The sequence below is a fragment of the Fibrobacter sp. UWEL genome (genome assembly GCF_900142535.1).
GTDB lineage: Bacteria > Fibrobacterota > Fibrobacteria > Fibrobacterales > Fibrobacteraceae > Fibrobacter.
In genome coordinates this window covers 48,405-64,485 of sequence record NZ_FRBE01000002.1, presented here as the reverse complement: position 1 = coordinate 64,485, position 16,081 = coordinate 48,405, and the positions used below count along the sequence as shown (strand labels likewise).

Sequence of the window (16,081 nt, the reverse complement as noted above, 5' to 3'; positions counted from 1 at the left end):
TCCCTTTACAAGAATAAGGTAGATAACATGATTAACGTCAATATGCCCGATATGAATGACCAGGTGAAGGCCCGCCTTGATAAGCTCGAAAAGTTCAAGGAAATGGGTATCGAAGCCTATCCCCACAAGTTCAACCGCACTCACGATTCCAAGGTCCTTAAGGAAAACAAGGACGCCCTGATCGCTAGCGGTGAAGAAGTTGCTTTTGCAGGCCGTGTGGTTCGTTTCAATCGTAAGGGCAAGATGTGCTTTATGCACCTGAAGGACCGTTATGGCCGCTTGCAGGTGGTTTGCGCCCGCGACGAAGTTGGCGAAGAAAACTACGAAATCGTAAAGATGACCGACCTTGGCGACTTCATTGGCGTAAACGGCACCATGTTCGAAACCCAGAGTGGCGAATACTCCGTTCGCGTGAAGAAGGTGACCATGCTTTCCAAGGCTGTGCGCCCCCTGCCCGTTGCCAAGGAAAAGATCGATGAAAACGGCAACAAGGTTGTTTTCAACGAATTTGCCGACGTGGATACCCGCTACCGTCAGCGTTATGTGGACATGGCCCTGAACGACGACGTGAAGGAAGTATTTATCAAGCGTTCCAAGATCATGCAGTCCATTCGTGAATACCTCATCGAAAAGGGCTACATCGAAGTGGAAACCCCGACTCTGCAGCCCATTTATGGCGGTGCAAACGCTCGTCCGTTTACCACTCACCATAACGCTTGCGACATGACCCTCTACATGCGCGTTGCTCCGGAACTTTACCTGAAGCGCTGCATTGTGGGCGGTATGGAAAAGGTTTTTGAATTCTCCAAGAACTTCCGTAACGAAGGTATGGACCGTACCCATAGCCCGGAATTCACCGGTCTGGAATTCTACGAAGCCTATGCAGACTACAATGATATGATGGTTCACTTCGAAAACATCTACGAACGCGCCTGTATCGCTGCAAACGGCACCACCAAGATCATGACTCAGGGCAAGGAAATCGACTTTAAGGCTCCGTGGCCCCGTTACACCATGAAGGGTGCTATCGAAAAGTTCGGCGGCATCAAGGTGGATGACCTGTCCGACGAACAGATCCAGGCTAAGATCGATGAACTGGGTGGCCATCTGGATGGCGAATTCAGCCGTGGTCGTGGTATTCTGGAATTGTTTGAACTGACTGTTGAAGAACAGCTGATCCAGCCTACCTTCATTATCGACATGCCTACCGAATCTACTCCGCTTTGCAAGAAGCACCGTACCCAGGAAGGCCTCATCGAACAGTTTGAACCGTACGCAAACGGCTGGGAACTGGGCAACGCCTATACCGAATTGAATGACCCCATCCGTCAGCGCGAACTCCTGGAAGACCAGGTCCGTCGTGGCCGCGGTGGTGAAGGCGAAACTCACCCCATGGACGAAAACTTCCTGCACGCTATCGAATCTGGTCTGCCTCCTACCGGTGGTGTGGGCTTCGGTATCGACCGTATGATCATGCTCTTGACCAATCAGGAAACCATCCGCGACGTGCAACTCTTCCCGCTGATGAAGCCCGAAGTGTAAATCAGTGATGAATTATGAATTATCAGAGCTGAGTTTTTCTCTTAACTCCTAATTCATAATTCATATCTCGTATCTCGTAACTTGTCTCTCGTAACTGTGTATGAAGAAACTTGAATGGCTTATTGCCTGGAGATACTTGGGGGCTCAGCGTAAGAGCCTCTTTGTTTCTCTTATTGGCGTTTTCAGTATGCTGGGCGTTTCCATCGGCGTTTTTGCGCTGGTGGTGGCTCTTGCTGCTGTAAATGGTTTCGAAGAAGAAGTCACTGCCCAGATGATTGGCAAGGATGCTCACTTCGATATTATGTCCTACAATGGGGAAGCAATCGCTCCCTACGACAGCCTGATGAAGGAAGTCCGTGCTCGTGAACCTCGTGTGACGGGTGCGTCTCCTTTCCTGGTGTATAAGGTGGGCATCAGCTCCAAGAAGGTAAACGACGGCATTGTCATTTACGGTATCGAGACTGAATCTGCCAAGACGGTAACGGACATCCACAAGTACATCAAGTGGGGTAACTACTCCATTGACAGTCTGGAAGACTTGAGCGGCAAGCTCCGTCCGGGCATTATCCTGGGCTCCGGTCTTGCAAACAGACTTCGTGTGGTTGTTGGCGATAAGCTTGTTCTTCAGACGTTCCAGAGCCCCGATGCGGTTGTGGCCGGCGGTGGCCCCAAGATGCTCATGTGCGTTGTCAGCGGTATCTTTGAGACGGGTACGTACGAGTATGATGGAAATTTGGCGTACATTGGAATTCCTGAATTACAGAAACTGCTGGGTATTGGCGATGCTGTAACTGGTGTCCAGTTCCGCCTGACGGACCACTGGATTGCTGGTGAAGTGGTGGATAGCTTGGGTTCCTGGTTAGGTTATCCCTACTATGCTACTGACTGGAAGACAAAGAATTCCACTCTCTTGAAATGGATGAACTATGAAAAGTTCATTGTGGCAGCGGTAATCTGCTTGATTATTCTGGTGGCTGCATTTAACATCATCAGTTCCCTGATCATGGTGGTCATCGATAAGACTAAGGAAATTGGTATCCTTCGTAGCATGGGCTTTAGCAAGGCTGGCATCATGCGAGTGTTCATGCTGATGGGAAGTTTCATTGGCGTGGGCGGAACCATTGTGGGTGGAACGATCGGTCTTGTTCTTTGCAAGTTGCAGGAAGCCTATCACTTCATCAAGCTGCCGGGTGACGTTTACGTGATTCCCTATTTCCCCATTTCTGTGCATTTGATTGACGTGGTTCTGATTTTTGTCATTGGCATTGCTCTTTGCGTTGCTGCCACCATTCTTCCTGCCTGGAAAGCCAGCAGACTTGATCCTGTGGGAGCGATTCGTCATGAGTAATATCTTGTTAGAAACCCGAGATCTGCGACGCGTCTTTAGTGAAACTGGCGAAAAGCTGGAAATCCTGAAGGGTGTGAATTTCTCCATGAATGAAGGAGAACTGGTGGCTCTTACAGGTTCCTCCGGTTCTGGTAAGTCCACCTTCCTGAATCTTGTTGGAATGCTGGATACTCCATCCTCCGGTGAAATTCTTTTCAAGGGCAAGCCTTTGTCCAAGTTCAGCAGTCTGGAACGTGATATGTACCATCGTGTTCAGGTGGGTTTTGTGTTCCAGTTCCATCACTTGCTTAGCGAGTTTACGGCGTTGGAAAATGTCTGTGTTCCTGGTCGAATTCTGGGAACTTCTGAAAAGGAATGTCGCGAACGTGCGGAAATGCTTTTGGAAACCGTTGGCCTGAAGGAACGCCTGAAGCACTTGCCTCGTGAACTTTCCGGTGGCGAACGTCAGCGTATTGCCATTGCCCGTGCGCTCATGAATAAGCCGGACCTGGTTTTGGCAGATGAACCTAGCGGTAACCTGGACGAAGAAAATTCGGCAAGGTTGAACGAACTGTTCGGGGAACTGAATGAAAAGTTTAACCAGGCTTTCCTCATTGTCACTCACGACGAAAAACTGGCTAGTTTTGCCAAACGTCGAGTGGTCATGCACGGTGGCGTCATCCAGTCGATTGAATAGATTTTACGAATTTGAAATTAGTTGCGATAAATACTGAAACGATAAGGTAAGACATGTCCGATATTAATGGTATTTTTTCGAAGAAGGCTAAGGCTGTCCTGCAGGCGGCCCGTATGGCTGCCCGCAACTTAGGCAGTGATAGTATCAGCACGGAGCATTTACTCTTGGGGCTGGTTCGCGAAGATTCTGGTTTCGCTGCAGAAACCTTGAAGTATCTTAAGGTGAACCTGAATGATCTGGGCGAAACGGTCCAGCGTTCTCTTTCCTCCAATGGCGGCATTATGACTGTGGGCGATGCTCATGGTTCCTTGCTCTCCTTTACGGCAACCTGTAAGGCGGCGCTTTTTAATGCGGCTAAAATTGCCAAGGACGAAGACGACCAGTATATTGGTCCTGAACATTTGATGCTGGCCATTCTCCAGAAGAGCGATACTCCTGCCGCAGGTACCTTGTCCACTTTCGGTGTGACATTTGAAAACTTCCAGCAGGCTTTGGCCCTGATTAAGCGGGAAGTGACTGATGAACAGGTGCCTGGCGAAGCGGGTGAAGGTGCTGAAAAAATGGGCGAGGGCGCACCTCGTGTTGGTGAAACTCGTCAGCAGGCTCGCGCACAGTCCCGCTCCAAGACTCCGATTCTGGAACATTTCGGACGTGATTTGACTGCTATGGCTCGCCAGGGAAAACTGGACCCCATTATCGGCCGTGAACAGGAAATTGAACGACTGATTCAGATTCTTTGCCGCCGCAAGAAGAATAATCCAGCGTTGATTGGTGAACCGGGGGTAGGTAAGACCGCTATTATTGAAGGTCTTGCCCTCAAGATTGCTCAGAAGAAGATCCCCGAACTGTTGGCTAACAAGCGCGTGGTCAGTCTGGATGTGGCTGCTATGGTCGCTGGAACAAAGTACCGCGGTCAGTTTGAAGAACGCGTGAAGGGCCTCATTATGGAACTTCAGCGCGTGGACAATTCCGTCATCCTATTCATCGATGAACTTCATACCATCGTAGGGGCTGGCGGTTCTGAAGGTAGTCTGGATGCTTCCAACATTTTCAAGCCGGCTCTGGCCCGCGGGGAACTGCAGTGCATTGGCGCTACCACTCTGGACGAATACCGCAAGTATATCGAGAAGGATGCCGCCCTGGATAGACGCTTCCAGACCATCGTAGTAAACCCGCCGTCTTCCGAAGAATCGATCCGCATTCTGGAAGGCTTGCGCGCCAAGTATGAACAGCACCATAAGGTGCGTTACACTCCGGAAGCTATCCGCGCTTCCGTCAGCCTGGCGGAACGTTATATTTCTGAACGCTTCCTTCCGGATAAGGCCATCGATGTGCTGGATGAAGCAGGCGCTCGTGTCCGACTGAATTCCATTCGCACTCCGGAAGACCTGAAGGCTATGGAAGACGAACTTGCTCAGGCCATGCAGCAGAAGGAAGAAGCCATTGCTGAACAGCAGTATGAATCTGCTGCCGCACTTCGTGACAAGATCGAAGCCCTCACGGCTCAGATTGCAGAACGTCGCGAAACCTTGAATAAGGAAGACGCTGCAGAACTTCCGGTAGTTGACGAAAATGAAATTCGTGATTGCATCAGCAAGATGACGGGCATTCCTGTGAGCCGTCTCGCTGGTGAAGAAGCCCAGAAACTTCTCAAGCTGGGTAACGAAATTAAGGAACGCGTGATCGGTCAGGATCAGGCGGTGGATGCTGTTGTCAAGGCTATTCGCCGTACCCGCGCCGGTATTCGCGATACGAAGCGTCCCATGGGCAGCTTCCTGTTCCTGGGCCCCACGGGCGTGGGTAAGACTGAACTTGCAAAGGTCCTGAGCCTTTCCCTGTTTGGTAGCGAAGACTCCATGATTCGTATCGACATGAGCGAGTATATGGAAAAGCACAGCATTAGCCGCTTGATTGGTGCGCCTCCGGGATACGTAGGTTTTGAGGATAGCGGTGGACAGCTTTCCGAAAAGGTGCGCAAGCGCCCCTACTGCGTGGTCCTTCTGGATGAAATCGAGAAGGCTCATCCCGACGTGTACAATCTGCTCCTGCAGATTCTGGACGACGGTATCCTTACGGATAGTTATGGTCGTAAGATCAACTTCAAGAACACCATCATTATCATGACTAGTAATGCAGGTGCTCGCGAAGTCCGTCATAGCTCCGGCATGGGCTTCACCAAGATGGGGGAGACCGACGATTACGAACGTATGGAAACGGCAATCCGCGAAGAAACCAAGCGCGTGTTCTCTCCGGAATTCCTGAACCGTATTGACGAACAAATCGTATTCCGTCCTCTCACCAAGTCTGATTTGAGCTCCGTAGTGGACATTCAGCTGACCTTCCTCCAGAAGAATCTTTCTGAAAGAGGTATCCTCCTGGAAGTTTCCCAGGCCGCAAAGGAATTTGTGGTGAGCCACAATTACGATTCCGCACTGGGTGCTCGCCCCATTCGCCGCTCTATCCAACAGCTGATCGAAGACGAAATCGCTGAAGGCCTGCTTCTTGGAATCTACAAGGACTTCTCTACCATTACTCTGGATGTTGTGGATGGGAAGCTGAAGTTCACCTCCGAGGCATTGCCCAGCTAGAATAACTTTTCTATAATTGCGCTTGAAAAATTAACCTATCAACCAAAGGACAACATCATGGCAAAGATTTCTGCCGTTCTTATCTTCGGTGCACCGGGTTCCGGTAAGGGCACTGTGGGCGCTAAGCTCGCTGCTACTACTTCTCTGAAGCACCTCTCCACTGGTGACATCTTCCGCGGCATCGCTCCCTCCAGCGAATCTGGCAAGCTCCTGGCTTCCTATTCCAGCAAGGGCCTCCTGGTTCCTAACGAAGCTACCGTCGAAATCTTCGGCCGCTATGTTGAAGGTCTCGTGAACACCAACAAGCTGAATCCGGAAAAGGACACCCTCCTTCTGGACGGCATTCCTCGTACCGTTGAACAGGTGAAGCTCATCGAATCCATCGTTGACGTGAAGCACATCTTCGTTCTGGACATTAAGGACGAAGCTACCATCGTTGCTCGCCTCCTGAACCGCGCCAAGATCGAAGGCCGTAAGGACGACGCTGATGAAAACGTCATCAAGAACCGTCTGAAGGTTTACAAGGAATCCACCGCTAAGGTTCTTTCCAAGTACAACAAGAAGATCATCTCTCACATCGTTGGCGACAATACTCCGGACGAAGTGTTCTGCGACGTGCTGAAGGCATACGTTGACTTCTGCAAGGCTTCTGCTCCTAAGGCAAAGAAGGCTCCGGCCAAGAAGCCGGCTGCAAAGGCTAAGAAGTCTAAGTAATTTCTACTTTTTTAAGCAAATTAAGGAAGGTTGCGTTGTACTCAACGTAACCTTCCTATTTTTATGCTTTTAATGTTACGAAAACCTTTCTTTGTTAATTGAAGTTTACTATCTTTTCGTCAATTAGATTTATGGGTAGATGATGGATTTGAATTCTCAGAACAATGTGCAGAATGTGACTCAGGTAGCGACAGCCAAGGATGATGAAATTGATCTCCTTGAAGTGCTAGGCATTCTCTTGAAGCATAAGGTTTTCCTCGTTTTCTGCATTATGGTTGGTTGTTGTGTTGGCTTTTTGGCCTCCAATTGGGCCCGTCCCCAGTATACCAGTGATGCGCTCTTGCAGATTGACGTCAAGGGTAACAAGGCTGGTAAGGCCATGGGTGAAATGGGTGCACTTCTGGATGTTGCTAGCCCTGCAGAAGCTGAAATTGAGCTTTTGAAGAGCCGTATGGTCCTGAGTTATGTGGTGAATCAGGAACATTTGTGCTTTAATGCCTATCCCAAGGATCCTATTAAGCGATTGACCCATAAGGAAGGTCGTATGGATCTGGAAGAACTGCACATTCCTGAAATTGCTATTACGGATAAGTGGCTCGCCAAGACCATTGATGACACGACTTATGCGATTATTACCCCCGAGGAAACGGAACTTGCCCGTGGTGTCATTGGACAACCTTTGGTTGCTTCCTATGCTGGAGATTCCCTCACAATTCTTGTAAAGAGAATGCGAGCTGAACCGGGACAGGTCTTTGTCTTGGTCCAGACTGATCCTCTGGACGCTATGCGTGGTCTTGTAAAGAAACTGAATGTTGCAGAAAAAGGAAAGCAGACTGGCATCATTGGAGTGTCCTTTACCCATCAGTACCCGGATCGTGCCGCTGCAATCTTGAATTCCATTGCCAATGTCTATCTCCGTCAGAATGTGGAAATGCGTAGTGCCGAAGCTGAAAAGACTTTGGAATTCCTGGAACAGCAGCTTCCCGGCGTGAAGGCTAAGCTGGATTCTGCAGAAAAGAATTTGGCTGACTATCGCCATAAGATCGGTTCTGTGGATATGACTGGTGAAACCCGAGCTCACTTGGAAAAGGATGCCGCCCTGCAGCGTCAGATCCTGGAACTTGAACAGCAGCGTCAGGAAACAACTCGTCTCTTCAAGGAAGAACATCCCTCTGTTCAGACCATCGTTAAGCAGCAGAATCGCCTTCGTGCAGAACTTTCCAAGTTGAAGAATTCTGCAGAAAAGATGCCTTTGACCCAGCAGGAAGTTCTCCGCTTGCAAGAAGAAGTTGCCGTGCAGAATGCTCAGTATACTTCCATGTTGAATAATATCCAGCAGCTTCGCGTGGTGCGTGCCGGTGAAGTGGGTACCGTTCGTGTTGTGGACTACGCTCAGATTGAACGCCTTCCTTCCAAGCCCAACAAGAAGATGATTTTCTTGGGTTGTGTGGCTGGTGCGTTCCTCCTTGGCGCTCTGTTGATTTATCTGCTCCAGATGACCAAGCGTGGTGTTCGTAGCTCTCTGGAAATTGAACGTGAAACTGGTGTTAGCGTCTACGCCAAGATTCCTGAATCCGACAATAGCCTGTTGAGCCGTCGTAAGAAGGGCAAGAATACTCTGCCTCTTGTGGATGAATCTCCGGATGATCCTGCTAGTGAAGCTTTCCGTTCACTCTATACTGCAATTGACTTTAGTATTGCGGACCAGAAGGTTATCATGGTGACGGGTATGGTTCCTGGCGTAGGTAAGTCCTTCGTTTCCAAGAACTTGACTGCACTCTATGCTTCCAATGGCAAGAAGGTGCTTCTCATTGATGCAGACATGCGCCGCGGTGTTGTGTATAGCAAACATCGTGAAGGCTTGGGTGACGTCCTGTCTGGAAAGGCTTCTCTGGATGCTGTTGTCTCTGAATCTCTGGTGAAGAACATGTATACTCTGGGTGCCGGTAACTCCGAAGTTGCCCCCAGTGAACTTCTTCGCGGTGATAACTTCAAGAAATTGCTCGAAGATGCTAAGACAAAATTTGACATGATCGTGGTGGATACTCCTCCTCTGAATCTTGTTACCGATTCTGAACTGATTTACCCTGTGGTGGATTTCGCTCTGTTCGTTCTCCACTACGGCCGCCACTCCATGGATCAGATTAAGGAATCCATGATTAAGGTGGACCGCTGCGGCGATAAGCCTCATGCATTTGTGATGAACCATGTGGAACACGATGGTCGTGGTTACGGATACGGCTATGGTGGCCATGGCTACGGTAAGTATGGCTATTACAGCAACAAGAAAAAGAAGAAATAATTTTCAAATTGTTGTTGAACAAGTACAATCGTAAAAGACGAGAGTTTGGCCATCCAACTCTCGTTTTTTGTTTATGATTTTCTAAATTTGGGTTACTTATGAAATGCTTTATATATGATACCACGCTGCGCGACGGCAATCAAGATCGCAAGATTAGTCTCTCTCTGGCCGATAAAATCCAGATTACTCGAATTCTTGACTCTTTCGGTATTGATTACATTGAAGGCGGCTGGCCCAACCCGAGCAATCCTACCGACGAAGAATACTTCAAGGAAGTTAAGAAGCTTAAGCTGAAGCATGCAAAGATCGCTGCTTTCGGTAGCACTCGTCGTCCGAAGATTCTTCCCGAGAAGGATCCGCTGCTCCAGGCATTGGTAAAGTCCGAAGCTCCCGTAAAGACCATCTTCGGTAAGAGCTGGGACCTTCACGTTACAGAAGTCATTCATACTACTCTGGAAGAAAACCTGGATATGATCCAGTCTTCCATCGAATTTTTGAAGGAACATTCCAAGGAAGTCATTTACGACGCCGAACATTTCTTTGACGGCTATAAGGCTAATCCGGAATACGCTATCGAAACCCTGAAGGCCGCTGCCCTCGGTGGTGCTGATTTTATCGTGCTTTGCGATACCAATGGCGGTACCATGCCTTGGGAATTGGAAGAAATTTTTGAAGCCGTTAAGGAACACGTAGACGTTCCCCTGGGAATCCATGTGCATAACGACTCCGGCCTTGCTGTAGCAAACAGCATCTATGCCGTGAAGTCCGGTGCTACCATGGTTCAGGGCGTTGTGAACGGTTACGGCGAACGTTGCGGTAACGCAAACCTTACCACCATTATGGCTGACTTGGTCTTCAAGATGGGTGCAAAGTTCTTTGCCTCTAAGAAGATGGCTGGCCTTCGCAAGCTGTTCCTGAGCGTTGACCAGATCGTAAATCTGGCAAGCGACGTTCGCGCACCGTACGTGGGCGAGGCTGCTTTCGCTCATAAGGGCGGCGCACATATTGATGGCGTCATGAAGGTTTCCCGTAGCTTTGAACATGTGGATCCGCACTCCGTGGGCAATGACCGCGTGTTCGTCACCAGCGATCAGGCTGGCGGCTCTCTGGTTGTAGAAAAGCTGAAGGCTATCAAGCCCGGCATCGACAAGAAGGACCCCATGGTGGCAAAGCTGTTGCTTGCTATCAAGGAGAAGGAAAACGCCGGCTGGCACTTCGACTCTGCCGAAGCCAGCTTCAAGATGCTGGTTTATCGCCAGCTGGGAATGTTTACGGCTCCGTTTGAATTCATGAACTACCGCGTTACTGAAGACAAGACCCCGCAGGGTGTGTCTGTTTCTCAGGCTAGCGTCAAGCTGAAGATTGGTGACAAGATCAGCCATCAGGTAAGCGAAGGTGACGGTCCTGTGAACGCTCTGGATGCTGCACTCCGTAAGGCTCTGCTCCCGTTCTTCCCGTACATGGCCAAGGTCCGTCTGGATGACTTTAAGGTTCGCGTTCTGGGTTCTTCCGTTGGTTCCGATGCTCTGGTCCGCGTGTGGACTACCTTCGGTGATGAAAAGGAACACTGGAATGTGGCAGGCGTTAGCACCAATATCATCGAAGCTAGCTGGCTTGCCTTGATGGATGGTCTGTGCTACAAGATTTTGAAGGAAACTAAGAAATGCAAATAGTAAAAGCTACTCCGAGCTCTAAGGAAATTGAACGTATTTGCGGTCGCGAAGTTGCTCCCAGCCGCGAAATTTATAACAAGGTTGTAGATATCCTTGCCGACATCAAGAAGGGTGGTTATGCCAAGGCTGTGGAATACGCCCAGAAGTTCGATGGCCTCAAGGGCAAGAACATCCGCGTGTCCGAAAAGGAAATTGAAAAGTCCGCTGCCAAGTGCCCTGCAGAATTGCAGAAGGCTCTGAAGCAGGCTATCAAGAACGTTCGCGACTTCCACAAGAACCAGATGGAAGAATCCTGGCTCATGGAAGGGAAGGACGGTGTTGTTCTTGGTCAGCGTATTCGCCCCATGAAGCGCGTGGGTCTTTATGTTCCCGGTGGCGCAGGCATTTACCCCAGCACCGTGATCATGAACGCTGTGCCCGCAATTGTTGCTGGCGTTCAGGACATCGTGGTTGTTACTCCCATCAAGGGCGAAATCAACCGCGCTGTTGCATTTGTTCTTAAGGAATTGGGCGTTACCGAAGTCTACCACATTGGTGGCGCACAGGCTATCGGCCTGCTGGCTTACGGTGCCAAGGATGCCAAGGGCAAGACCATCGTAGAACGCGTGGACAAGATTGTTGGTCCGGGTAACGTTTTCGCAGCTGTTGCTAAGAAGGAAGTCTTTGGTGTCGTAGATATCGACATGGTGGCTGGCCCCTCCGAAGTTCTGGTCATGGCCGACCGCACTGCTGATCCGGATTTCGTCGCAGCAGACCTGCTTTCCCAGGCTGAACATGGCTCTGGTTTCGAAGCAGCCATCTGCATTACCGATGACATGGAAACCGCCCAGATGATTTCTGCCTGCGTTGACGTTCAGGTTGAAAACAGCCCCAAGCGCGAACTGCTGGAAAAGGTTCTGAACAACTTCGGCCGCATTCTCGTTGTGAAGGACTGGTTCGATGGCGTTGCCATTGCAAACAAGATCGCTCCGGAACACTTGGAAGTGATGACCGACGAAGCTGAATCCATGGCCGCCCAGATTGAAAACGCAGGTGCCGTGTTCATTGGCCACTGGTCTTCTGAACCTGTGGGCGATTACTTCGCTGGCCCCAACCATGTGCTGCCCACCAACGGCACTGGCCGCTTCTTCAGCCCCCTGGGCGTATACGACTTCCTGAAGCGTATGTCCATCATCCGCTACAGCGAAAAGGCCATCAAGAAGAATGGTAAGGCAATTGCCGCCGTGGCAATGGAAGAAGGTTTCTACCACCACGCCCAGGCAGTTCTCAAGCGTCTGTAATTTCCCCAAACGTCTTGTTGATAGGAGAGGCTTCGCCTCTCTATAAATCAAAAAGAGGATCAGTTCACATTCTGAACTGATCCTCTTTTTGTGAGATACTTTTGACATTTTCAAATTTCTCCTCGATACTATATCTAGAAGGAGGAACTTGTGAGTATCATTCACGGTTGCAATGAAAGTGGACCACAGATTTTCTTTGATGAGAATCTTAAGGATCTTGCCAAGAGTTTCTGGATGTTTGCCCAGGACTTTGGGCTTCCCGAAATGAAAGATGACCCGGTGGCTGGCGTACGTTCCCTGATGCAATTTGACGCAGGACGTATAGAGCTGCTGAAGCGTTTCTTGGCAGGGGAGAACGTGCTGTTGCAAGACAACCACATGCTCTTTCGTGTGGCGGAGAGCTTGGTGCCCGATCAGGCCTGCGGAAAGTCCGTAATGGAAAAAATTTTCCATAAGGCTTATTCGGGGCGGGGATACTTTCGTGATTCATTTCTCCCGCTGGATTACAGCATCCTGCCGGACACCTTGAATGTACGGGTTTTTAACGTACAGAACCCGCCTGTAGAATATGCGGATTTAATGCCGGCAAAGTCAAATGCCTGCTTGACGCCATTCTCCCAGGTTCTGGATGTTTCCTTTGATGTGAACATCCAGCTTTTGTCGGCAGTGCCTAAACTGCCTCTCGCACAATTGAAGAACACCTTCATCTATGAAGACGACAATACGTCTCTTTATTCTGTATTGAGAACCTTCATGGAACATCCTGATAAGGTGTGGGTGAGTCAGGGGTGCAAGACCTGTGGGCTTCTGCCTGAATCGGATTTGGAAAGTGATCTGTTCTTTATGCGGGAACTGTTTCGGGAAAATCCTCCGACCTTGTATATGCTGGGCATGTTCATGCGTGATTTTTCTCGCAGCCCGGAAGTGCGAAAGAATATGGCGCTGTTTCCCGAGTTTCTTCCCCAGGGAAATCGCAATGAACAGTTTAGCTTTGAACGAAAGTTCTATCCTCCCGTCAGTGGAATCTACAGCTATTATTTTGAAAGTTTCGTTTCTGTATCCTTCGGATATCCCGTTTCCAGAGAAGATGCGCTCTTTTGCCTGAGCCATGTTTGCGATTATCTGCTCCAGAAAATCCGTGAATGTAGAACGGTTCTGGATAAGAAAAAGTTTAGTCTTCCCTGGACATGGAATAACGTTTCCAATTATAAGGTGTCGGGATGCCAGCTGATGCTTTGGCCTATGAGCGCAGACGATACCATCCTTAAAAAGGTGAAGGACGGTATTCCGAAGATTCGTGAAAGCTTGGAAGAATATACGACCTGCCTGGAATCCCTTCACAAGGCCTTGGAGACCCTCTGGGCCGCTATTGAAGAGTGTTCTTCTGAAAACTTGGTGCAGGATATGGGTGAAATGATTGTCAATTCCATTAAAATTGATCCTATTCAATACGTTGAGTATCCAGTGCCAGCGATTCGAAAGTACGTGAATGGACTTATTAACGGATCGTTTTTTGAAAAATAGTTGACATTTCGTTTCGTAAGGCCGATAAACTTATTGTGAAGTAAAAAGAGATAATATGAATACAAACAATCATTTTGTAAAGAATACGCCTAAGGAGGGTTATGACAGAAGTTGAAGAAACCTTCCAGAGCACGATGTGTCGTCTTCTGCTTTATAGCCCGTTCAGCTTTAACATGCTGGTGGGCATGGTACAGGAACCCTCTGAGTCTATCGAGACTCTTGGCGTCCGTGTCAAGAATGGCCGTATTACCTTGGGGTATAACCCTAAGTTCTTTGCGTCCCTGGAGGAATCGGAACGAACCTTCGTGCTGATTCACGAGATGATGCATGTCCTGCTGCACCATTGTACTCACCGTTCCTCTGGTGACTTGCGCCGTGCCCGTAAGGAAAACGTGGCCATGGATCTTGCAATTAACTGCATGATCCCCGAAGAAGTGGGGGTGAAGATGCCCCGCTTCAAGGAAGATGTAGGAGATAAGAAGAAGGGAGAAATCCTGGGCCTTCTTCCCAGCATGTTCGGATTCAAGGATGGCTTGAGCTATGAACAGTACCTGGCTCTGCTGGACAAGAAATTCCCGGACGATACCATCATTCTGATTCCAATGCAGGGAGATGGTGGTCAGGATGGTAGTATGGTCATCAGTGAAAAGTGTCCCTTGGGTAAAATCATCAAGCATCGTATTGATGAATCTCATGGGGAAGGCTACGACGAAGATGCCTTCATTGATGACTACGTACGTAATGTGGTTGAAAATATTGAACGAAACCACAACTGGGGCCATCTGGGGGCAAACGCCATCGAGATGGTTAAGAAGGCTCAGGAGCAACCTCTCAACTGGGGCGATATCCTAAGGCTAAAGCTGGGACCTTTCCTCTCTTTCCAGAAGGAACCTTCCCGTCGCCGCTGGAACAAGCATTACGGAAAGCCCTTTCTGGGAAACACCACCAAGAGTGTGGAGCCTGTTGCCGTCTATGCCGATACTTCGGGCAGTGTGGGGTCTGCGGACCTTTCCCGCTTTATTGTGGAAATCGAGCGCATTGCCAATTACACGGGGGTGTACCTCTGGAGTTTTGACACCGATGTCAAGGATCCCGACGAGGAAGTTCTGTTTACTCGCCGGTCCATTGACTCCATTGAGTTCAAGGGCCGTGGGGGAACATGCTTTGCACCGGTATTTGAACACGCTCGTTCAAGGCAAATCTCCCAGGTGGTAGTCCTTACGGATGGTTTTGCTGATGCGGTTTCTCAGGAACAGATTGAGGGCCTGGACGTCATTTGGGTGATTACCAAGGGCGGTAGCAAGCAGGATAAGGCCGGTACCGTTATTGAAATGCAATAACGTTAGAACAAGAACATGTCATCACCGTCAAGGTTCAGGCAGACTCGGTTTCGTCCGTTTTCCTTGGCGTGATAAAGAGCCTTGTCAGCGCGCTCGATAATGGAGCGAACAGTGTCGGCTTCTACGCGTTCCGTGAAGCCTACGCTAATGGTCGCATGGATAACCTCGCCGGAGGGGAGGAGGATATCCTTGCGTTCCACGCTGGCTCGGAGACGTTCGGCAATGATCTTTGCGTTCTCGGTGGAAGTTCCCGGTAAGAACACGGTGAATTCTTCGCCACCATAACGTACAGGCATGTCGGACGGTCTCAGACATTCTACGATTGTCTTTGCCACAGCGATCAGCACTTGGTCGCCGGCAAGATGACCGTAGGTGTCGTTGACCTGCTTGAAATGGTCGATGTCCATCATAAAGGCGGACAGCCTGAAATTGCCTGCGTTACTGCGATTGATTTCGCGGGTGTACATTTCTTCCAGCCAACGGCGATTGTGGAGTCCTGTAAGGGAGTCCACTTTTGCGTTTTCCTCGATGCAGCGAATGTGGTATTCTTCTTCGCACACAACCTTGGTGTTGTTGCGGATACGCTGGCTTAACATGTGCAGGAAATTGAGGCACAAATCATGAGATGCATGGATCATTGCCAGGGCCATTTCCGGTTCAATAATCAGAAGACGGCTCTGGACTTTGGAGTAAACATAGGCGCTGGGCTTGATGTTATCGAAGATGGACATTTCACCTGCGCAGTGCCCTGCTTCAATCAAACTGGAAAAGCTGCCACCCTTTGCTTCTGCTCTTACCTCTAGAAGACCTTCCAGAATCACGATTAGGCGACGCTTGGGATGATCGGGATCGATCAGCAGTTCGCCTTCTTCGACAACAACGGTTTTACAGCCCAGCAAATAACCTGCAAGGCTTTCAAAGGAGACATTCTTAAAAATCTCCAGTCTTAAAAATTCGGATCTAGAAATAGGAAGGGTTTCAAGTTGGGTCACACTCATGTTGATATTATATACAAAAATTGCCAAAAAAGCGAAAAAACGTCAATTTTTTGTTAAAAAAGTACTATTTTCAGTGTTGTAAATTTTCGTCCTCTG

The 16,081-nt window shown here is 49.3% G+C and carries 11 protein-coding genes; 10 read left to right on the top strand and 1 reads right to left on the bottom strand.

Translation table 11 applies throughout. From position 1 onward, the window contains the following. Positions 1 to 27: 27 nt before the first annotated feature. From lysS to BUB59_RS01705, 10 genes are all read left to right on the top strand, one after another. Positions 28 to 1,542: a lysine--tRNA ligase gene (lysS, locus tag BUB59_RS01750; RefSeq protein ID WP_073225069.1), complete on the top strand. Its 1,515-nt coding sequence runs from the start codon at positions 28 to 30 to the stop codon at positions 1,540 to 1,542. A 100-nt stretch (positions 1,543 to 1,642) separates the two neighbouring features. Continuing rightward, positions 1,643 to 2,890 (top strand): ABC transporter permease, encoded by a 1,248-nt coding sequence (locus BUB59_RS01745; RefSeq protein ID WP_073225068.1) that lies wholly within the window; start codon positions 1,643 to 1,645, stop codon positions 2,888 to 2,890. Then, positions 2,883 to 3,566, top strand: coding sequence for an ABC transporter ATP-binding protein (locus BUB59_RS01740; protein WP_073225066.1), 684 nt, complete (start codon positions 2,883 to 2,885; stop codon positions 3,564 to 3,566). The genes BUB59_RS01745 and BUB59_RS01740 overlap by 8 nt, the downstream gene beginning before the upstream one ends. Before the next feature lie 53 nt (positions 3,567 to 3,619). Then, the gene (locus BUB59_RS01735; protein WP_073225064.1) at positions 3,620 to 6,154 is read left to right on the top strand and encodes an ATP-dependent Clp protease ATP-binding subunit; all 2,535 of its coding nucleotides are present in this window, start codon (positions 3,620 to 3,622) and stop codon (positions 6,152 to 6,154) included. Positions 6,155 to 6,211: 57 nt separating this feature from the next. Further along, a complete protein-coding gene (locus BUB59_RS01730; RefSeq protein ID WP_234979895.1) occupies positions 6,212 to 6,868 on the top strand; it encodes an adenylate kinase family protein in 657 nt (218 codons plus the stop codon). Between the two features lie 139 nt (positions 6,869 to 7,007). Then, positions 7,008 to 9,170, top strand: a complete 2,163-nt coding sequence (locus BUB59_RS01725; RefSeq protein WP_073225062.1) for a polysaccharide biosynthesis tyrosine autokinase — start codon at positions 7,008 to 7,010, stop codon at positions 9,168 to 9,170. 98 nt (positions 9,171 to 9,268) lie between these two features. Next, complete coding sequence (gene cimA / locus BUB59_RS01720) at positions 9,269 to 10,843, top strand: citramalate synthase (RefSeq protein ID WP_073225061.1); 1,575 nt, start codon at positions 9,269 to 9,271, stop codon at positions 10,841 to 10,843. Then, a complete protein-coding gene (gene hisD, locus BUB59_RS01715; protein WP_073225060.1) occupies positions 10,834 to 12,123 on the top strand; it encodes a histidinol dehydrogenase in 1,290 nt (429 codons plus the stop codon). The genes cimA and hisD overlap by 10 nt, the downstream gene beginning before the upstream one ends. A 150-nt stretch (positions 12,124 to 12,273) precedes the next feature. Then, entirely contained in the window at positions 12,274 to 13,647 is a 1,374-nt protein-coding gene (locus tag BUB59_RS01710; RefSeq protein WP_073225059.1) for a hypothetical protein, read from the top strand. A 101-nt stretch (positions 13,648 to 13,748) separates the two neighbouring features. Further along, positions 13,749 to 14,987 (top strand): vWA domain-containing protein, encoded by a 1,239-nt coding sequence (locus BUB59_RS01705; protein ID WP_073225058.1) that lies wholly within the window; start codon positions 13,749 to 13,751, stop codon positions 14,985 to 14,987. 2 nt (positions 14,988 to 14,989) lie between these two features. Here the strand turns inward: BUB59_RS01705 and BUB59_RS01700 are convergent, their stop codons facing one another. After that, positions 14,990 to 15,985 (bottom strand): GGDEF domain-containing protein, encoded by a 996-nt coding sequence (locus BUB59_RS01700; protein ID WP_143160176.1) that lies wholly within the window; start codon positions 15,983 to 15,985, stop codon positions 14,990 to 14,992. Positions 15,986 to 16,081 lie beyond the last annotated feature (96 nt).